Annotated in this window: 16 protein-coding genes; 10 read left to right on the top strand and 6 right to left on the bottom strand. The window is 65.4% G+C overall.

The window, feature by feature from the left end; translation table 11 throughout:
* The first annotated feature begins 81 nt into the window (after window positions 1-81).
* Both ABKF58_RS17335 and ABKF58_RS17330 read left to right on the top strand, forming a co-directional pair.
* Window positions 82-1,320, top strand: a complete 1,239-nt coding sequence (locus tag ABKF58_RS17335; RefSeq protein WP_482582331.1) for a benzoate/H(+) symporter BenE family transporter — start codon at window positions 82-84, stop codon at window positions 1,318-1,320.
* Between the two features lie 149 nt (window positions 1,321-1,469).
* Window positions 1,470-2,408, top strand: a complete 939-nt coding sequence (locus ABKF58_RS17330) for a LysR family transcriptional regulator (RefSeq protein ID WP_482582329.1) — start codon at window positions 1,470-1,472, stop codon at window positions 2,406-2,408.
* Here the strand turns inward: ABKF58_RS17330 and ABKF58_RS17325 are convergent.
* From ABKF58_RS17325 to ABKF58_RS17310, 4 genes are all read right to left on the bottom strand, one after another.
* Window positions 2,398-2,661: a helix-turn-helix domain-containing protein gene (locus ABKF58_RS17325; protein ID WP_008953954.1), complete on the bottom strand. Its 264-nt coding sequence runs from the start codon at window positions 2,659-2,661 to the stop codon at window positions 2,398-2,400. The genes ABKF58_RS17330 and ABKF58_RS17325 overlap by 11 nt on opposite strands.
* A 230-nt stretch (window positions 2,662-2,891) precedes the next feature.
* Entirely contained in the window at window positions 2,892-4,274 is a 1,383-nt protein-coding gene (locus ABKF58_RS17320) for an MFS transporter (protein WP_482582327.1), read from the bottom strand.
* Between the two features lie 366 nt (window positions 4,275-4,640).
* On the bottom strand, window positions 4,641-5,387 hold the full coding sequence (locus tag ABKF58_RS17315) for an alpha/beta hydrolase (RefSeq protein WP_008953956.1): 747 nt from the start codon (window positions 5,385-5,387) through the stop codon (window positions 4,641-4,643).
* Window positions 5,388-5,635: 248 nt separating this feature from the next.
* A complete protein-coding gene (locus ABKF58_RS17310) occupies window positions 5,636-6,235 on the bottom strand; it encodes a MarC family protein (RefSeq protein WP_482582326.1) in 600 nt (199 codons plus the stop codon).
* A 225-nt stretch (window positions 6,236-6,460) separates the two neighbouring features.
* On the opposite strand from ABKF58_RS17310, the gene ABKF58_RS17305 reads away from it, so the two are divergent.
* From ABKF58_RS17305 to ABKF58_RS17275, 7 genes are all read left to right on the top strand, one after another.
* A complete protein-coding gene (locus ABKF58_RS17305; RefSeq protein WP_008953958.1) occupies window positions 6,461-7,213 on the top strand; it encodes a FadR/GntR family transcriptional regulator in 753 nt (250 codons plus the stop codon).
* Window positions 7,214-7,354: 141 nt separating this feature from the next.
* On the top strand, window positions 7,355-8,266 hold the full coding sequence (gene kdgD, locus ABKF58_RS17300; RefSeq protein ID WP_482582324.1) for a 5-dehydro-4-deoxyglucarate dehydratase: 912 nt from the start codon (window positions 7,355-7,357) through the stop codon (window positions 8,264-8,266).
* 126 nt (window positions 8,267-8,392) lie between these two features.
* A complete protein-coding gene (locus ABKF58_RS17295) occupies window positions 8,393-9,736 on the top strand; it encodes an MFS transporter (protein WP_482582322.1) in 1,344 nt (447 codons plus the stop codon).
* Between the two features lie 25 nt (window positions 9,737-9,761).
* Window positions 9,762-11,309 (top strand): galactarate dehydratase, encoded by a 1,548-nt coding sequence (garD, locus tag ABKF58_RS17290; protein ID WP_482582320.1) that lies wholly within the window; start codon window positions 9,762-9,764, stop codon window positions 11,307-11,309.
* A gap of 73 nt (window positions 11,310-11,382) precedes the next feature.
* Window positions 11,383-12,717, top strand: coding sequence for an enolase C-terminal domain-like protein (locus tag ABKF58_RS17285; RefSeq protein ID WP_482582319.1), 1,335 nt, complete (start codon window positions 11,383-11,385; stop codon window positions 12,715-12,717).
* Window positions 12,718-12,735: 18 nt separating this feature from the next.
* A complete protein-coding gene (gene gudD, locus ABKF58_RS17280; protein WP_482582318.1) occupies window positions 12,736-14,073 on the top strand; it encodes a glucarate dehydratase in 1,338 nt (445 codons plus the stop codon).
* Between the two features lie 14 nt (window positions 14,074-14,087).
* A complete protein-coding gene (locus ABKF58_RS17275) occupies window positions 14,088-15,497 on the top strand; it encodes an aldehyde dehydrogenase (NADP(+)) (RefSeq protein ID WP_482582316.1) in 1,410 nt (469 codons plus the stop codon).
* A gap of 109 nt (window positions 15,498-15,606) precedes the next feature.
* On the opposite strand, the gene ABKF58_RS17270 is transcribed toward ABKF58_RS17275, so the two are convergent.
* On the bottom strand, window positions 15,607-16,167 hold the full coding sequence (locus ABKF58_RS17270; RefSeq protein WP_482582315.1) for a frataxin-like domain containing protein: 561 nt from the start codon (window positions 16,165-16,167) through the stop codon (window positions 15,607-15,609).
* A 91-nt stretch (window positions 16,168-16,258) separates the two neighbouring features.
* On the bottom strand, window positions 16,259-17,221 hold the full coding sequence (locus ABKF58_RS17265; protein WP_482582314.1) for a LysR family transcriptional regulator: 963 nt from the start codon (window positions 17,219-17,221) through the stop codon (window positions 16,259-16,261).
* A 166-nt stretch (window positions 17,222-17,387) separates the two neighbouring features.
* Here ABKF58_RS17265 and ABKF58_RS17260 point away from each other — a divergent pair, with 166 nt between their 5' ends.
* A complete protein-coding gene (locus tag ABKF58_RS17260) occupies window positions 17,388-19,091 on the top strand; it encodes an AMP-binding protein (protein ID WP_482582313.1) in 1,704 nt (567 codons plus the stop codon).
* Window positions 19,092-19,135: the final 44 nt, after the last annotated feature.

The raw sequence follows: 19,135 nt of genomic DNA, 5'->3' as shown, positions 1-19,135 counted from the left end.
CCCACGAGTCCCTCTTGCATCATCGCGTTCGGACCTCTCATCCTGATGGGTGAGAGGTCATTTTTTGATGAGGCATACTCAATGAACAATTCATCCCAAGACCGTTCTTTGGCGTCCCCGGCACCCGATGCGAGCGGTTCGCTGCGCCAGGACTGGTCGCTCTCCGCCATCACCGCCGGCTTCCTCGCGGTGCTGATTTCCTATTCTGGTCCGCTGGTGATCTTTTTCCAGGCCGCCAAGGTGGCCAACATGCCCAACGAGATGATCTCGTCCTGGGTCTGGGCCATCTCGATGGGCGCGGCGGTGTCCGGCATCGTGCTGAGCTGGCGCCTCAAGGTGCCGGTGGTGACCGCCTGGTCCGCGCCCGGCACCGCCTTGCTGGTGACGCTGTTTCCCGGCGTCACGCTGAACCAGGCGGTGGGAGCCTATCTCACCGCCGCCGTGGTGCTGTTGCTGATCGGCGCGTCGGGCTCGTTCGACCGCCTCATGCGCCACATTCCCAAGGGTATCGCCGCCGGGATGATGGCGGGCATCCTGTTCCAGTTCGGCGCCAGCGCCTTCAAGTCGGTCGGCTCGATGCCGGTGCTGGCGTTCGGCATGGTCGGCGCCTACCTGCTGTTCAAGCGGCTGTTGCCGCGTTACTGCATCGTGCTGGTGCTGCTCTGCGGCGCCGCGCTGGCCGTGCTGCTGGGGCAGACCCACCTGGGCGATGTGCGGCTCAGTCTGGCCACGCCGCAGTTCATCCGCCCGGAGTGGACGCTGGGCACCACGCTGAGCCTGGCGCTGCCGTTGGTGATGGTGAGCCTGACCGGACAGCATCTGCCCGGCATGGCGGTGCTGCGCGTGTCGGGTTACGACACCCCGGCCAAGCCGATCATCACCGTCACCAGCCTGGCCTCGCTGGTGGTGGCGTTCTTCGGCGGCATCACCATCGTCATCGCTGCCATCACCGCCGCGCTGTGCACCGGCAAGGACGCGCACGACGACCCGTCGCGGCGTTACGTCGCGGGCATCGCCAACGGGGCGTTCTACCTGATCGGCGGGATGTTCGGCAGCACCATCGTGCTGCTGTTCACCGCCTTGCCCAAGGAATTCGTCGCCGTGCTGGCGGGGCTGGCGCTGATCGGGGCGATTTCGGCCAACGTGCTGGGCGCGGTGGAGGAAGCCGATCACCGCGAGGCGTCGATGATCACCTTTCTCGCCACCGCCTCCGGCATGAGTTTTCTCGGCCTGGGTTCGGCCTTCTGGGGCGTGGTGATCGGCTGCATCGCCTACCTGGTGCTGAACAAGCCGCACCAGCGGCAGGCCAAGGGTACTTAGCGGGGCCACGTCCCCGCGGCGTCCGTCCCTCATCCGGCGCCGACCCGGCCGCCTGCTGCGGGCGCCTATCGACACTCTTTCTGATACGACACTCCCGCCGCGTGGCTTTCGGCCAACGGTGCGGGGTCGTGATGCCCTGGAGGTTTGCTATGGAACTGCGCCACCTGCGTTACTTCGTTGCCGTCGCCGAAGAAGGCAACATCACGCGCGCGGCCGAGCGGCTGCATATCGCCCAGCCGCCATTGAGTCGCCAGATTCAACAATTGGAAGACGATCTCGGGGTGGTGCTGATCGAGCGCGGCTCGCGCCCGCTCAAGCTGACTGAGGCCGGGCAGTTCTTCTATGGCCATGCCTTACAGTTGCTGTCGCAGACGCGCGAGCTCAGGGCGATGACCCAGCGCATCGGGATCATCGACAGCAAGATGTCGATCGGTTTTGTCGGCTCGACGCTGTACGGCATGTTGCCCAAGATCATTCGGCGCTTCCGCGACGCGCACAAGACCATCGAACTGAGCCTGCACGAAATGACCACGATGGAACAGATCGGCGCGCTCAAGGAGGGCCGCATCGACGTCGGGTTCGGCCGCATCCGTCACGAAGATCCCAATGTGCGCCGCATCGTGTTGCGCGAGGAGCGCCTGATGGCGGCCTTGCCCAGCGAGCACCCGCTGGCGACCAAGCCCGCACTGTCGCTGCAGGATATCGCCATGGAGACGCTGATCGTGTTCCCGAAATCGCCGCGCCCGAGTTTTGCCGATCAGGTGCTGGCGGCGTTTCATGACCGGGCGCTGGAGCCAAGAAGCATCTACGAGGCGCGCGAGCTGCAGATCGCGATAGGGTTGGTGGCGGCCGGGGTCGGCATCGCGATCGTTCCCTCCAGCGTGCAGGGTCTGAAGCGCGAGGATGTCAGCTATCGGGAGCTGGATGTGCCCAATATGGTGTCGCCGATCATTCTCAGCACCCGCCTACTCGACGAATCCAACGATGTCAAACTGCTCATCAAGATGATCATCGACATTTACGAGGCGGAATCGATGGCGCATGCCGTTTCCGCACACGACTTGAACGGCGTGCTGCTCAAAACCTGATCGGTGCTGGCCGATCCAGGGCCTTGCGGTATGCCTGGCTCAGGGCCAGCACTTTTGCCGTCACGCTGAAATAGCCTTTTGCCTCGCGCTGGACGAAGCCCATTTTGTTCAGCGTGTACAGGCAGCGATAAACCGCCGCATAGGGAATGCCGGTTTGCGCACTCACCTCGGTCACGGAAAGGGTCGGGTTGTCGGCGGAGAAAGCCTGCAGTACGGCGAGGCCGCGTTCAAACGGGGTGTGGGAGGCATTCATCGTCAATCCCTCGGGAAAATAAGCGGCTGACTCAGGGTGAATCAGCAGGGGTAAAGACGGGGAAATAAACAGTTTGGCGACGGCTGGAAAATAATCGGCACGACATTTGAGGTAACGCGGCCGGGCAGTAATCGGGCGTATCGCGCCATCCGCTCCGGATCGAGCCGGGCTGATATCCAGCCCGGCTCTGCTACGCGGTTTTTGTTTTCCCGCCCGTCAATTCGCCGGGTTTATTCCGCCGGTTTCAGCGAGGGCAGGGCGCCAGCCGCTGCCGTATCACGCCCGGTCTTCACCGACAGGGTCCAGAGGGCCAGCATGGCGATGCCGGCGGGGAGGGTGAGCAGGGTCAGGGTCTGGCTGAACGGCAGTTGCATCCCCTGCAAGACCCCGCCCAGCAGGGCACCGGCGATGCCACCGAAGCGACCGATGCCGAGCATCCAGGCGATGCCCGTGGCACGCCCCTGGGTCGGGTAGATCGGCGCGGCCAGCGCCGGCAGGGAGGCCTGGGCGCCCGTTACCATGACCCCGGCGAGGAAGATCAGCACGGCGAACAGCGAAACGTTGTCCATGCTCTGGCCCACCGCGACCAGGAACAGCGCGGCCAGCACGTAGACCAGGCTCAGCACGCGGCCGGGGTTGTACTTGTCCATCAACAGCCCGCTCACCAGGGTGCCGATGCCGCCGCCCAGCGGGAACAGCGCGGTCAGCAGGGCCGCCTTTTGCGTGCTGAAGCCGGCGTCTTTCATCATCAGCGGCATCCAGTTGGTCAGCAGATAGAAAATCAGCAGGCCCATGAAGTAAGTGACCCACAGCATCAGCGTCGGTACCAGGAGCGGCCTGGACAGAATCAGGCTCAGGGCCGATTTCTCCGCCTTGCCCTTGCCTGCCGCTTCACCGATGACGCATTGCTTGACGTGGCTAAGGTCCTGACGGCAAATCCGCTCCAGCACCGCTTTGATTTTCTCGATCGGGTACTGTTTGGCGGCCATGTAGGACACCGACTCGGGCAGGTGGCGGATCATGAACGGCAGCAGGGCCAGCGGCAGGATGCCGCCCAGGATGAAGACGCCTTGCCAGCCATAGTGCGGAATCAGCCCGGCCGAGACGAACCCGCCCGCGGCGGCGCCCAGCGGAAAGCCGACGTAGACGGCATTGACCACGAAGGAGCGACGTTTGGCCGGGGCGAGTTCGGCGATCAGGGTGACCGCGTTGGGCATCGCCGCTCCCAGGCCGAGGCCGGTCAGGAAGCGCAGCGCCGACAGGCTCGGGACGCTGCTGGCGTAGGCCGTCAAACCGCTGAAGACGGCAAACACGATGGTCGAGGCGATCAGCACGTTCTTCCGGCCAAAGCGGTCGGCACTGGGGCCCGCCGCCATGGCGCCAAAGGCCAGACCGAACAAGGCGGCGCTCAAGACCGGCGCCAGCGAGGGGCGGCTGATGCCCCATTCGGTGACAAGGGCGGGTGCGACGTAGCCGATGGCCGCGGTGTCAAACCCGTCCAGCGCCAGAATGGAAAAGCAGAAAAACAAGACCAGCCAGTGATATTTCGTAAAATCCTGCTCGTTGATTAATGCCGTCACATCGACGACTTCCTTGCTATATTCTCGACTCATTTTTCCTCCGTAAACTGATCGACTTGCCTGCTGGCGCCGGGTTTTTAGGGCGGCGCTGCATGGTTTTATTTTGTTTGAATGGGAGTGCCGAAATGAAAGCGCCGTTTTAATGAACGGCCCATTCAAGGCAGTCGTATCCTGGGGATAAAGAAATCGACCGTCTAATACTGTTTCAGTATCCGACGATACTCGGCCAGTATTGAGCAGGGCGGAGGCCCATTCCCGCTGGAACGCGGGCTGGTAAAAAGCGCGGGGAGCCGGAAAAAAAGCCCGCCTCTCGATGAAAGGCGGGCTTGGGGGCTGGTATGGTCTGATGTGCCTGAGCGACGCCTGGAGGGGCGCGGCGGCGGCCGGAGGCTTTACTCGTTATGCCAGGCAGCGTGCCGTCAGCCAGGCGACAAAGTCGTGGGCCATCTCGGAGGTCAACTGATGGCCCACCGGGTAGAGGTGCAACTGGTGGGGTACGCCCAATTCACGGAGCCAGTTGCCGGCTTTTTCCGCCCAGCTCAATGGCAGCTTGTCGTCGAATTCACCGTGCGAGACGAAGCCCTCCAGCCGTGCCAGCGCGTCGGGCGCACCGAGATGCGGGGCGATTTCCGGCAGGATGCGCCCCGACAGCAGGCCGAAACCGCCCACCTGCTGCGGTTCGGTCAGAGCCAGGCCGGCGCTCATGATGCCGCCCTGGCTGAAGCCCGCCACGACGGTGTGCGCGGGATCGATGCCGCTGGCCGATTGCAGACTGGCGACCAGCTGCTGCAACTGCTGCCGGCTGCGTTCGGCTTGGTCCGGATTGATTGACGGGCCTTGCGGACCGAAGCTCACCTGGAACCAGCCGAACTGTCCCGGTCCGAACTCCAGCGGACCGCGCACCAGCGCCACCTTGATGCGGGCGTCGAGCAGCGGTGCGAGTCCGGCCAACTGCATCTCGTTGCCGCCCACGCCGTGCAGCAGCAACAGCAGGGCCTGCGGGCGGGGCGCCGACGCCGCGGCTGGCAGGACCAGCGTGCGGTAGGTCAGCCCCGAAGCGGCGTCGTACTGCGGGGGCGAAAGCTGTGCGCTGGACAGGGTGAGCGGCTGCGGCGAGGTCGGGTCACGGTCTTGCGGCGGGGTCATCGGGTATCCTTAGCAGGAAATGCGGCAACAGGGGTGAGCATGGCGTCCATTCTGAGGCGTCCCCAGGAACCGATAAACCCGGGTTCAGGAAAATGACTGTCTCCCGACAGGAAACAATCATCCGGTGCTCCCGTGCTCATGCTCCGTCGCCCAGCACGCCCGGGTCCAGGGTGTGCGAGCAGCCGATTCGCAATGTGCAATCGCGGTGGTCGCGCAGGAGGTATTCCAAACGTGCGGGGAGACACGTCCTAGCCCAGCTTCTTGAGGTAGGCCGCCACCCCGCCCATCAGCATCTCGATCGAAATCGCGGTCAGCACCAGCCCCATCAGCCGTTCCAGCGCCGCGATCACCGGCTCCCCGAGCAGCTTTTGCAGCCGCCCGGAGGCCAGGAACACAGTGGTGCTGACCAGCATGGTGATTGTCAGCGCGCCGGTCCACTCCAGCATGCGTGCCGGTTCGCGCGTCGACAGCAGCAGCACGGTGGCCATGGCCGAGGGCCCGGCGATGAGCGGAATCGCAATCGGCACGATGAAGGGTTCGCCCTGGGATTTGCCGGAAAAGGCGCTTTCCTCGCCGGGAAAGATCATCTTGAGTGCGATCAGGAACAGGATGACGCCGCCCGCGACGCGCAGCGACTCGTCCGAGAGCTGCATCAGTTCCAGGAAATGGCGCCCGAAGAACAGGAAGATGAGCAGCACCGCGAACGCGATCAGGCACTCGCGCAGCACCACGCGCCGTCGTCGCTCGGGCTTGACCTGCTTGAGCGCGGTGATGAAGAGCGGAATATTGCCCAGCGGATCGGTGATCAGGATCAAGAGCACGGTGGCCGACCAGAACGACGTTTCCATGTTTCCCCCGGAGTCAGCGCGGCATCAGGCCGCTGGCGGCGACAAAAAGGCGTCCGCCCGTTTTACCCAGTATGTCGCAGCGGTCATCCGTGTGCTGTCGTTGACGTCATGCCCCGGATTGTTGGCCCTGCCGCTGCCCGTGAGGTTGTACGATATCGTGATCACGTTTGCTGAATCAGCCCGTTGGAATCATAATAGATTCCATGAATATGAATGCAGGAAGTCATGAGTACTATTGATGTGCAAGTCCCTGGCGGGCGCTCGCGCCGACGTTCGCGCAGCCTAAGCCAGGAGGTGGTCGACGAACTGTCGCGTCGTATCGGCGATGGCCTGCTCAAGCCGGGCGACAAGTTGCCGACCGAGGCCGCGATCATGCGCGAGCTGGATGTGAGCCGCACCGTGGTGCGCGAGGCGATTTCGCGTCTGCAGGCTGCCGGCCTGGTGGAAACGCGCCATGGCATCGGCACGTTCGTGCTCGAGCCGTCGGGCGAGGGCGCATTCCGCATCGATCCCGCCACGGTGACCACGATTCAGGACGTGCTGGCCTTGCTCGAACTGCGCATCAGCCTGGAAACCGAAGCGGCCGGCCTGGCGGCGGCGCGCCGCAGCGACGAGCAGTTGCAGCTGATGCGCCAGGCGCTCGACGCCTTCCTTGCCGCGCTGGAGCAGGGGCGCGAGACGATCGAGGCCGACTTCCAGTTCCACTTGAACATCGCCGGCGCCACCGGCAACCGCTATTTCGTCGATTTCATGAGCTACCTCGGCATGACGGTGATCCCGCGCGCGCGTCTCAACACCGCGCAGTTGTCGCGCGATCGCCAGGCCGACTACCTGCAGCGCGTGCACCGCGAGCATGAGGACATTCTCAGCGCCATCGCGCTGCGGGACGCGGATGCCGCGCGTGCTGCGATGCGCACCCATCTGACCAACAGCCGTGAGCGCTTGCGCCGCGCCCACGAAGCGATCGAAGCCCGATAAGCCCTGATTCCGGCAAGCTCTGAAAAAAGCTTGTCGCTTTTTTATTTTATGTTGTACGATGACTGACATCGTAACAGACTGATGTTGTCACCAGTCTGTTGCCGCACGACGAAACCGTCCGTTTACATTGGAGACGCACCCATGCACGCACAAGAACTCAAGCACGCCATCTCGTCCGGTCTGTTGTCCTTCCCGGTTACCGACTTCGACGCCGAAGGCAACTTCCGCCCCGATACCTACGCCGAGCGCCTGGAATGGCTGGCGCCGTACGGTGCCAGCGCGCTGTTCGCAGCCGGCGGCACGGGCGAGTTCTTTTCGCTGACCCCGCAGGAATACGGCCCGATCATCCATACCGCGGTGGAGACCTGCCGCGGCAAGGTGCCGATCATCGCCGGCGCCGGCGGCGCCACCCGCAGCGCCATTGCCTACGCGCAGGAAGCCGAACGGCTGGGGGCGCAGGGTGTGCTGCTGCTGCCGCACTACCTGACCGAAGCCAGCCAGGAAGGGCTGGCCGCCCACATCGAGGCGGTGTGCCGCTCGGTATCGTTCGGGGTGATCGTCTACAACCGCGGGGTGTGCCGCCTCAACGCCGAAACGCTGCTGAAACTGGCCGACCGTTGCCCGAACCTGATCGGCTTCAAGGATGGCATCGGCGACATCGACCTGATGACCACCATCCGCCGCAAGCTGGGCGACCGCTTCAGCTACCTGGGCGGGCTGCCCACCGCCGAGTTGTTCGCCGCGCCGTACAAGGCGATGGGGGTGCCGGTGTACTCGTCGGCGGTGTTCAACTTCATTCCGAAAACCGCGATGGAGTTCTATCGCGCCGTGGCGGCTGACGACCAGGCCACCATCGGCCGTCTGCTCGACGACTTCTTCCTGCCGTATCTGGAAATCCGCAATCGCAAGCAGGGCTACGCGGTCAGCATCATCAAGGCCGGGGCGCGCCTGGTGGGGCACGATGCCGGCCCGGTGCGCGCTCCGCTGAGCGAACTCACGGAAGAGGAGTGCGCGAAGCTGGATCAGCTGATCAAGAAGATGGGAGCTCAATAATCGATCCGGCCGTCTCTTGACCGGGTTTCGGGGCGTCGTGGGGATCGCGACGTCACGGCCGGGGAGAGGGCGGCCAACACAGAGTTGGCAGCAGGCATCATTATTATTAAAGAGGAGAACTTCACGATGCAGAGCTACAGCACCGCCGTGGTACAGGCGCAAAGCAGCCGTGCCCGCTATTTCATTGTCGCCATGCTGTTTCTGGTGACGGCACTCAATTACGGCGACCGCGCCACCTTGTCGATGGTCGGTTCCCCCATGTCCAAGCAACTGGGGCTCGACATGGTGGACATGGGCTACGTGTTTTCGGCCTTTTCCTGGGCCTACGTGATCGGTCAGATTCCGGGCGGCTGGCTGCTCGACCGCTTCGGTTCCAAACGGGTCTATTTCTGGAGCATCCTCACCTGGTCGAGCTTTACCCTGTTGCAAGGGTTTGTCGGCCTGCTCAGTGATACGGCCACCATCATCATCATGCTGTTCGTATTGCGATTCCTGGTGGGCCTGGCCGAATCGCCGTCCTTTCCCGGCAACAGCCGCATCGTGGCGGCGTGGTTCCCGGCCCAGGAGCGCGGCACCGCTTCCGCCATCTTCAACTCGGCACAGTATTTCGCCACCGTGATCTTTGCGCCGCTGATGGGCTGGCTGATTCATGTTTTCAGCTGGCAGTCGGTGTTCTTCTTCATGGGCGGGCTCGGCATCCTGATGGCCCTGGTCTGGCAGAAGACCATCTATAGCCCGAAAGATCACCCTTCGATCAACCCGGCCGAACTCGACTACATCGAGCAGGGCGGGGCGCTGGTGAACATGGATCAGCCGCAATCGGCCAAATCCGAGGAAAAGAACCCACGGCTCGGCTGGCCCGCCGTGAAGCAGCTGCTGGCCTCGCGCATGATGATGGGGGTGTACCTCGGCCAGTACTGCATCAACGCGCTGACCTACTTCTTCATTACCTGGTTCCCGGTCTATCTGGTGCAGGAACGTCATATGTCGATTCTCAAGGCGGGTGTCGTCGCCTCGATCCCGGCGGTCTGCGGTTTCCTCGGCGGCGTGCTGGGCGGGGTGCTGTCCGACCGTCTGCTCAAGCAAAGCGGCTCGCTGACCTTGGCACGCAAGACGCCGATCGTGCTGGGCATGCTGATGTCGATGGTCATGGTGGGCTGCAACTACGTGCAGGCCGAATGGCTGGTGATCGGCTTCATGTCGCTGGCCTTCCTCGGCAAGGGGATCGGCGCGCTGGGCTGGGCGGTGATGTCTGACACTGCGCCCAAGGAGATCAGCGGTCTTTCCGGCGGCCTGTTCAATATGTTCGGCAACCTGTCCGGCATCGTGACCCCGATCGCCATCGGCTACATCCTCAAGAGCTCGGGATCGTTCAACGGTGCCCTGGTGTTCGTCGGCGCGCATGCTTTGCTCGCGGTGATCAGCTACCTGGTGATCGTGGGCCCGATCAAGCGCTTCGAGCTGCGTTGAGTCTGACAGGAAAGGTTGATTCGTGATGAGTAATTCCATGGCACCGCTGACCATCAAGGTGCATCCGAACGATAACGTCGCCATTGTCGCCAACGACGGCGGGCTGCCGGCCGGGACCACGTTTCCCGACGGGCTGGTGCTGCGCGAGCGGGTGCCGCAGGGCCACAAGGTGGCGCTGCTGGACCTGGCCGAAGGCGCCCCGATCATCCGTTACGACGTGGTGATCGGCTACGCCGCCCGCGCCATCTCCCGGGGCAGCTGGATCGAAGAGTCGCTGGTGCGCATGCCGTCGGCGCCGCGGCTGGATGATCTGCCGGTCGCCACGCGCCAAGCGCCAGCCTTGATCCCGCTCGAAGGGTATACCTTCGAGGGCTACCGCAACCCGGACGGCTCGGTCGGCACGCGCAACATCCTGGCCATCAGCACCACGGTGCAGTGCGTGACCGGCGTGGTCGAGCATGCTCTCCAGCGCATCAAGGCCGAGCTGCTGCCCAGGTATCCGCACGTGGACGACGTGGTGGCGATCGAGCACGCCTACGGGTGCGGCGTGGCGATCGACGCCCCGGATGCCATCGTGCCGATCCGCACCCTGCGCAACATCGCGCTCAGCCCCAATTTCGGCGGCCAGGTGCTGCTGGTGAGCCTGGGCTGCGAGAAGCTGCAGCCCGAGCGCCTGCTACCGGAGGGGACGATTCCGGTGCAGAACGCCGTGCCGGCGCAGGTGTGCCTGCAGGACGAGCAGCACGTCGGTTTCGGTGCCATGATCGCTGCGATCATGGCCATGGCCGACGAGCGGCTGGCGGAGCTGAACCAGCGCCGGCGCGAGACCTGCCCGGCCTCGGAGCTGGTGGTGGGCGTGCAGTGCGGCGGCAGCGACGCGTTCTCCGGCGTCACCGCCAACCCGGCGGTCGGCTTCGCCGTCGACCTGCTGGTGCGAGCCGGCGCCACCGCCATGTTCTCCGAGGTGACCGAGGTGCGTGACGGCATCGACCAGCTCACGGCGCGCGCCGCCAGCCCGGACGTGGCGGCGGCGATGATCCGCGAGATGGCGTGGTACGACGCCTACCTCAAGCGCGGCGGCGCCGATCGCAGCGCCAACACCACGCCCGGCAACAAGAAGGGTGGGCTCGCCAATATCGTCGAGAAGGCGATGGGGTCGATCGTGAAATCCGGCTCCAGCCCGATCGTCGGGGTGCTGTCCCCGGGCGAGAAGGCGCGGCAGAAGGGCCTGCTCTACGCCGCCACGCCGGCCAGCGATTTCATCTGCGGCACCTTGCAGCTGGCATCCGGCATGAACCTGCACGTGTTCACCACCGGCCGCGGTACGCCGTACGGCCTGGCGGCGGTGCCGGTGATCAAGGTGGCCACGCGCACTGCGCTGGCCGAGCGCTGGCACGATTTGATGGACATCAACGCCGGGCGCATCGCCACCGGCGACGCCACCATCGAGGAGGTGGGCTGGGAGCTGTTCCACTTCATGCTCGACGTCGCCAGCGGCCGCAAACAGACCTGGGCCGAGCACTGGAAACTGCACAACGCCCTGGTACTGTTCAACCCGGCTCCGGCTACCTGAAATCCCAACCCGATGCGCACCGACTCGTTTCCCCCGCGCGGGGGAGGGACGGTGCGCGGCCAGAGGAATGCCAATGTCAAAGCAAAGCACGCCCATCATCACCGAGATGCGGGTGATCCCGGTGGCGGGGCACGACAGCATGCTGCTCAATATCGGCGGCGCCCACGGCGCCTACTTCACACGCAACCTGGTGGTGCTCAAGGACAGCGCCGGCCATACCGGAGTAGGCGAGGCGCCCGGCGGCGAAGTGATCCGTCAAACGTTGGCCGAAGCCATCCCCCTGGTGGTCGGCCAGTCGGTTGGCGCCCTCAACCGCATCGTGCATTGCCTGCATGCCGGCCAGCAGTCGTCCGACTTCGACAGTTTCGGCAAGGGTGCCTGGACCTTCGAGCTGCGCGTCAACGCCGTGGCGGCGCTGGAGGCGGCGCTGCTCGACCTCATGGGCCAGTTGCTCGGCGTGCCGGTGGCCGACCTGCTCGGGCCGGGCAAGCAGCGTGACGAGGTCACGGTACTGGGCTACCTGTTCTTCCTCGGCGACCGCGAGCGCACCGACCTGCCTTACCTCGCCGGTGAAACCGGCGGCCACGACTGGTACCGCCTGCGCCACCAGGAAGCGCTCACCACCGAGGCCGTGCTGCGGCTGGCGGAGGCCGCGCAGGATCGCTACGGCTTCCAGGATTTCAAGCTCAAGGGCGGGGTGTTGCCGGGCGAGGACGAGATCGAAACCGTCACCGCGCTGGCTCGCCGCTTCCCCGATGCGCGCATCACGCTCGACCCCAACGGTGCCTGGTCGCTCAAGGAGGCAATCGCCCTGTGCAAGGGCATGCAGGACGTGCTGGCTTACGCCGAGGACCCGTGCGGCGCCGAACAGGGCCTCTCCGGACGCGAGGTGATGGCCGAATTCAAGCGTGCCACCGGGCTGCCGGTGGCCACCAACATGATCGCCACCAACTGGCGTGAGATGAATCACGCGGTGATGCTGCAATCGGTCGACATTCCGCTCGCCGACCCGCATTTCTGGACGCTGTCCGGCGCCGTGCGCGTGGCGCAACTGTGCAACGACTGGGGGCTGACCTGGGGTTGCCATTCCAATAACCACTTCGACGTCTCGCTGGCGATGTTCACCCACGTCGGCGCTGCCGTACCGGGCAAGCCGACCGCCATCGACACGCACTGGATCTGGCAGGAAGGCCAGCGGTTGACCCGCGAGCCGCTCGAGATCAAGGGCGGCAAGATCGCCGTGCCGGACAAGCCCGGCCTCGGCATCGAGCTCGACTGGGGCGAGGTCGAGCGTGCCCACAAGCTGCATCAAAGCCTGCCGTGGAGCGGGCGCAACGATGCCGCCGCGATGCAATACCTGATTCCAGGCTGGACCTTCGATCGCAAGCGTCCCTGCCTGGTCCGTTGATACTGAAAGAGCCGAATCATGAGCCAATTCCCAACTCCCATCGTGACCGAACTGCGCGTGGTGCCGGTAGCCGGCCACGACAGCATGCTGATGAACCTGAGCGGTGCGCACGGCCCGTACTTCACGCGCAACATCGTGATCCTCAAGGACAGTGCCGGTAACACCGGCGTCGGTGAAGTGCCGGGCGGCGAGAAGATTCGCCAGACGCTGGAAGACTCCGCCGTGCTGGTGGTGGGCCAGCCGATCGGCCACTACAAGCAGATTCTCAAGACGGTGCAGACGTCGTTTGCGGATAGAGATGCCGGTGGCCGCGGCCTGCAGACCTTCGACCTGCGCACCACTATCCACACCGTGACCGCGCTGGAGGCGGCGCTGCTCGACCTCTTGGGCCAGTTCCTCGGCGTGCCGGTAGCGGCCTTGCTTGGCGACGGCCAGCAGCGCGAGCGCGTCGAAATGCTGGGCTACCTGTTCTACGTCGGCGACCGCAGCAAGACCGACCTGCCGTATCTGGCTGAGCCGGAGGCCGACAGCGCCTGGCACCGTCTGCGCCGTGACGTGGCGCTGACGCCGGAGGCGGTGGTGCGCCTGGCCGAAGCGGCCTACGAGCGCTACGGCTTCAACGACTTCAAGCTCAAGGGCGGCGTGCTGCGCGGTGACGAGGAGATCGAAGCAGTTACCGCGCTGGCCGAGCGCTTCCCGAATGCGCGCGTCACGCTCGACCCGAACGGCGCCTGGTCGCTCAAGGAGGCGATCCGCCTGTGCCGCGACCAGCATCACGTGCTGGCCTATGCCGAAGACCCGTGCGGTGCCGAGCAGGGTTTTTCCGGGCGCGAGGTGATGGCCGAGTTCCGCCGCGCCACTGGCCTGCCCACCGCCACCAACATGATCGCCACCGACTGGCGCCAGATGGCGCACTCGATCCAGCTGCAGTCGGTCGACATTCCGCTGGCTGACCCGCACTTCTGGACCATGGAAGGCTCGGTGCGTGTGGCGCAGCTGTGCGAGATGTTTGGCCTGACCTGGGGCTCGCACTCCAACAACCACTTCGACATCTCGCTGGCGATGTTCACCCACGTCGGTGCCGCTGCGCCGGGCAAGGTCACCGCCATCGACACCCACTGGATCTGGCAGGAGGGCACCGACCGCCTCACCAAGGAACCGCTCAAGATCGAAGGCGGTTTCGTCGAGGTGCCGCAGAAGCCGGGCCTGGGCGTGGAGCTCGACTGGGACGCGCTGGAACGGGCGCACCAGCTCTACCTGCAGAAGGGCCTCGGCGCGCGCGACGACGCCGCGGCGATGCAATACCTGATTCCGGGCTGGAGCTTCGACAACAAGAAGCCCTGCCTGGTGCGTTAACAAGGAAGCCAACCATGACTGCAAGCAATCCCGATTTCGCCGTGATCGACCGTGCCGTGACGGCGGCCAAGGCCGCGGCCCCCACGTTGGCCGAAGCCACGCCGTCCCGGCGCGCACGCCTGCTGCGCGGCCTCGCCGAGGCGCTGGAATCACAGCAGGCCGAACTGGTGGCCATCGCCGACCAGGAAACCGGCCTGGGTCCCGCTCGCCTCAACGGCGAGGTGGCGCGCACCGCCTTCCAGTTGCGCGGTTTCGCCGACGAAGTGGAGCAGGGCGTGCCGTACCGCCGAGTGGACGATGGCGCGGTGGCCGGGGCCCCGCCGGCCGCCCGCCCGCACCTGACGCGCGTGCAGGTGCCGTTGGGCCCGGTGGCGATGTTCTCCGCCAGCAACTTCCCGTTCGCGTTCTCGGTACTCGGCGGCGACACCGCCTCGGCGCTCGCCGCCGGCTGCCCGGTGGTGGTGAAGACGCACTCGGGCCATCCGCAGCTGTCGCGCGCCGTGTACGAACTGGCGCGTGGCGTACTGGCCGAGCAGGGCTGGCCGGCCGGCGTGCTGGGCCTGGTGGAAAGCCGTTCGCGGGCCGGCGGCAGCTATCTCGTCCAGCACCCGGACATCGCCGCGGTGGCGTTCACCGGCTCCTACCAGGGCGGCGTCGCCTTGTGGAAGGCCGTCAACGAACGCGCCCGGCCGATCCCGTTCTACGGCGAACTGGGCTCGATCAATCCGCTGGTCGTGCTGCCGCAGGTACTGGAGCGTGACGGCGAGGCTTTGACGCAAACGCTGGCGGGCTCGATCACGCTGGGTTGCGGCCAGTTCTGCACCAGTCCCGGCGTGATCGTGCTGTTCGACCACCCGGCGAGCGAGCGCTTCGTCGCCGCGCTGGGCGATGCCCTCCGCCCGATCCCCACGCACCGCATGCTGACCGACAACATGCGCCGCGGCTTCGACGACGGCGTGGCGCGCATCGCCGGCCATCCCGACGTGCGCAGCCTGTTCGAGCCAGCAGCCGACGGTGCCGGCCCTGCGCCGCGCCTGTTCGAAACCAGCGCCACCGCGTTCATCGCCGACGCGCATCTGCGCGAGGAGATGTTCGGTCCGGCTGCCGTGGTGGTGAAGGTGAAATCCACCGCCGAAGCGGTCGAGGTGCTCGAGGCCATCGGCGGCACGCTTACCGCGACCCTGTGGGGCGTGGAGGACGACACGGCCGACAACCGCGCCCTGGTGCGCGCGGCAGAGCACATCGCCGGGCGCGTGCTGTTTGGCGGCGTGCCGACCGGCGTGGCGGTGTGCCATGCCCAGCAGCACGGCGGGCCGTGGCCGTCGTCGACCCAGCCGCAGAGCACCTCGGTGGGCTTTGCCGCGCTGGAGCGCTTCCTGCGTCCGGTGGCACTGCAGGACGCCCCGGCCTGGCGGCTGGCCTAGTCCGACAGCACGCCATCGTTTTCGAGACAAGTACCCCAGTCTGTCTCTTCCTTTTGGCGCCTCCGGGCGCCTTTTTTCATCCTGTCAGGGCATTGCGTCCGGCCTGCATCTAGAAGCAGCTGAATCCGGTCACGAGGGCGAGACGGTCCACGCGAGAGATCGGTCCGAAGATCTGCTCGAGCTCCTTCACCGTCATGGGGAAACCGACGGGGTGAGTGCCCTGCGCCGTCCTGAAGATCTCCTTGAAGGCCGAGCCGCACGCGCCCAGGGTCAGGGAGTCCACCTTGCCGTCTTGCGTTATGTCGAAGGAAAAGTATTGATGTCGGCCCACCACCGATGCCCACAGCGGCAAATCGGGGTGCCAGATGGCCTGGGTGAGCGTGCCGTCCTGATCGATGTGGATGCCGTGTTCGCTCAGGGTCTGCCGGGTGATCTGCCGGGAGTCGACCCACGCGCCATCGGGAAAACGAAACTGGAAGGGGGCCGCCTTGTCCAGCTTGATCCAGAGATCGTCGATCGGATTCTGCTCGTTGCCGGCGTAGCGGAAACCACGCACCACCGGGCTGCCCCGCAGCTCGATGAAATAGTTCTCGCCGTACTGCGGCCGGGCGCAGCCGGAACAGGTCAGCAGCGCCAGCAGCATTACCCCGACCAGCCAATGGGTCTTCATGAACGTACTTCCGGGCGTTGCTTCGCCGCCCTGGCCGAGTCGGGAGCGGCAGGCGATGCCGCCGTGGCGATAGTTTCGCCAGAGCCTCGTTTCATGCCGCTTCCTCCGCTTCCAGGTAGCTCATCCGGGGCGCCTCGCCGAGCAGGAAATCCTGATTGAGCTGGGCGCAGGTACGCAGGTAGTCCGCCGCCAGCGTGATGCGCTTGAGCTTGCGCAGGTCTTCACTGTAGTACATCCAGAATTGCCGTGTGACGGCCACCTGCTCCGGCAGCACCCGGGCCAGCCGCGGGTCGTCGCCGACCAGAAAGCAGGGCAGGATCGCCAGGGCGCGGCCTTGCAGCGCGGCCTGGTACTGGGCGATCACGCTGGTGCTGCGCAGCGGGCTTCTGGCGCCGGGCAGCACGTCGTCCATGTACAGCAGCTTGGGGCTGAAGGCCAGGTCATCGACGTAGGTGATGAAGCGGTGTCCGGCCAAGTCTTCCCGCTGCCGGATCGGCGGGTGGCGTGCCAGGTAGTCCGGGGTGGCGTACAAGAGCAGGCGATAGTCGCACAGCTTGGAGCACACGTAGGGACCGCGCTCGGGGCGCTCCAGCGTGATCGCGATGTCCGCCTCGCGCCGCGACAGATTGATGAAGTGCGGCACCGGCAGGATATCGACGGTGATGTCGGGGTAGCGGTCCTGAAAGCGGCTGATCTGCGGGGTGACGAAGCCGGAGCCGAAACCCTCGGTGCACCCGATGCGCACGTGGCCGGACAAGGCGAAGCCGGTCCCCGATACCTCTTCACAGGCGGCCTGCAAGGCGCTTTCCATCGTCTCGGCATAACGCAGCAACTGTTGCCCGTCCACGGTAAGGACGAAACCGGCCGAGCGTGACTTCTCGAACAGCAAGGCGCCCAGCGCCTGCTCCAGCGCGCGGATGCGGCGCGACACCGTGGTGTAGTCGACGCCGAGGCGCTTTGCCGCGCTGCTGGCGGTGTGGGTGCGGGCGACCTCGAGAAAGAACTTGATGTCGTCCCAGTTCAGCCGGTCGACGGGTATGGGGCTTTTTTGCATATCGCTCCGGTGTTTTTGTCTATTCCTGGTGGAATTTCTCCTATCTATACTCGTTTTCAACCACCCAGACCAGCGGCTTCGGCGGGTTGAAGCACAACAAAAAAACGAACCGGGCCGGCACAGGGCGAGACGTGCCGGAGGTGTTCCATCCAGGAGAGAGACGTCAATGAATGCACGTTGCCAGGCCTTCGTGGCCGCGCGGGATTTTCTGCTGACTCACCGCACCGACTACGCCACGGCGTATCGAGACTTCCGCTGGCCTCAGCTCACCGAATTCAACTGGGCGCTGGACTACTTCGACGAACTGGCGCGCGGCAACCAGGCACCGGCGCTGTGGATCGTCAACGAGGACGGCAGCGAGGAGCGTTACAGCTTCGACGAACTGGCGCGGCGTTCCAACCGCGTCGCCAACCATCTGCGTGCCCAGGGGGTGAAGCGCGGCGAGTGCATCCTGCTGATGCTGGGCAACGAAGTGGCGTTGTGGGAAACCATGCTGGCGGCGATCAAGCTGGGGGCAGTGGTGATTCCCGCCACCGCCTTGCTCACCCCGGAAGACCTGTGCGACCGCCTCGACCGCGGCCGCGTCAGCCACGTGGTGGTGGGTCATGCCCATCTCGACAAGTTCGCCGCCGTCGCCGGCGGCTACACCCGCATCGCGGTCGGTCCGGCCACGGCGGGCTGGATCGAACACGCCGGCGCCGCAAGCTACCCGGACCGTTTCGAGCCGGACGGCACGACGCTGGCGACCGACCCCTTGCTGCTCTATTTCACTTCCGGCACTACCTCCAAGCCCAAGATGGTGTTGCACAGCCATCAGAGCTACCCGGTCGGCCATCTCTCCACGCTGTACTGGATCGGCCTGCAGCCGGGCGACGTGCACTTGAACATCTCGTCGCCGGGCTGGGCCAAGCACGCCTGGAGCTCGTTCTTCGCGCCGTGGAACGCCGGTGCCTGCGTGTTCATCCATAACGTGGCGCGTTTCAGCGCCCCGGCCTTGCTCGGCGTGCTGGAGCGCTGCCGCATCACCAGCCTGTGCGCGCCGGCCACGGTGTGGCGCATGCTGATCCAGGAAAATCTGGCGGCCTACCGCGGGCGGCTCAAGCTGCGCGAGCTGGTGGGCGCCGGCGAGCCGCTCAACCCGGAAATCATCGAGCAGATCCAGGCGGCCTGGGGCCTGACGCTGCGCGACGGCTACGGCCAGTCCGAGACCACCGCGCAGATCGGCAATACCCCCGGGCAGCCGCTCAAGGCGGGGTCGATGGGGCGGCCATTGCCGGGCTACCGCGTGGCGCTGATGGGGCCCGACGGCGAACTGGCGAGCGAAGGCGAAGTGGTACTGCCGTTCGAACCGCGCCCGCTCGGGCTGATGCTGGGCTACGCCGACAGCCCGGAGAAAACCGCCGAAGCGATGGCCGACGGCTACTACCGTACCGGCGACACCGCGATGATCGACGACGAGGGCTACATCACCTTCGTCGGCCGCGCCGACGACGTGTTCAAGGCGTCGGACTATCGCATCAGCCCGTTCGAGCTGGAGAGCGCGCTGATCGAGCATCCGGCGGTGATGGAGGTGGCGGTGGTGCCAAGCCCCGACCCGGTGCGCCCGGCGGTGCCCAAGGCCTTCATCATCCTGGCTCCCGAGCAGGTGGCGGATCGCGAGTTGGCCGAAACCATCTTCCGCTTTGCGCGCGAACGGCTGGCGGCCTACAAGCGCGTGCGTCGCATCGAGTTCGTCAGCGAGATGCCCAAGACCCTGTCGAGCAAGATCCGCCGCGTCGAATTGCGCAAGCTGGAGGCGCAGCGCCGCGAGGAGAACGCGCGCGGACCACAGGAATACTTCGAAGACGATTTCCCGGCGCTCAAGGGCTGACCGGCCCATACCGCTCTCATTTCCCCGTTAACGACACATCCCCT

The organism is Pseudogulbenkiania sp. AW2-16 (assembly GCF_056824575.1).
Note: the sequence above shows the minus strand (reverse complement) of the source record. Positions and strands in the feature narration are given on the sequence as shown.

Coding starts and splice junctions, on each gene's coding strand:
- ABKF58_RS17335 (WP_482582331.1), top strand. CDS start 82: ATGAACAATTCATCCCAAGACCGTTCTTTGGCGTCCCCGGCACCCGAT.
- ABKF58_RS17330 (WP_482582329.1), top strand. CDS start 1,470: ATGGAACTGCGCCACCTGCGTTACTTCGTTGCCGTCGCCGAAGAAGGC.
- ABKF58_RS17325 (WP_008953954.1), bottom strand. CDS start 2,661: ATGAATGCCTCCCACACCCCGTTTGAACGCGGCCTCGCCGTACTGCAG.
- ABKF58_RS17320 (WP_482582327.1), bottom strand. CDS start 4,274: ATGAGTCGAGAATATAGCAAGGAAGTCGTCGATGTGACGGCATTAATC.
- ABKF58_RS17315 (WP_008953956.1), bottom strand. CDS start 5,387: ATGACCCCGCCGCAAGACCGTGACCCGACCTCGCCGCAGCCGCTCACC.
- ABKF58_RS17310 (WP_482582326.1), bottom strand. CDS start 6,235: ATGGAAACGTCGTTCTGGTCGGCCACCGTGCTCTTGATCCTGATCACC.
- ABKF58_RS17305 (WP_008953958.1), top strand. CDS start 6,461: ATGAGTACTATTGATGTGCAAGTCCCTGGCGGGCGCTCGCGCCGACGT.
- kdgD (WP_482582324.1), top strand. CDS start 7,355: ATGCACGCACAAGAACTCAAGCACGCCATCTCGTCCGGTCTGTTGTCC.
- ABKF58_RS17295 (WP_482582322.1), top strand. CDS start 8,393: ATGCAGAGCTACAGCACCGCCGTGGTACAGGCGCAAAGCAGCCGTGCC.
- garD (WP_482582320.1), top strand. CDS start 9,762: ATGAGTAATTCCATGGCACCGCTGACCATCAAGGTGCATCCGAACGAT.
- ABKF58_RS17285 (WP_482582319.1), top strand. CDS start 11,383: ATGTCAAAGCAAAGCACGCCCATCATCACCGAGATGCGGGTGATCCCG.
- gudD (WP_482582318.1), top strand. CDS start 12,736: ATGAGCCAATTCCCAACTCCCATCGTGACCGAACTGCGCGTGGTGCCG.
- ABKF58_RS17275 (WP_482582316.1), top strand. CDS start 14,088: ATGACTGCAAGCAATCCCGATTTCGCCGTGATCGACCGTGCCGTGACG.
- ABKF58_RS17270 (WP_482582315.1), bottom strand. CDS start 16,167: ATGAAGACCCATTGGCTGGTCGGGGTAATGCTGCTGGCGCTGCTGACC.
- ABKF58_RS17265 (WP_482582314.1), bottom strand. CDS start 17,221: ATGCAAAAAAGCCCCATACCCGTCGACCGGCTGAACTGGGACGACATC.
- ABKF58_RS17260 (WP_482582313.1), top strand. CDS start 17,388: ATGAATGCACGTTGCCAGGCCTTCGTGGCCGCGCGGGATTTTCTGCTG.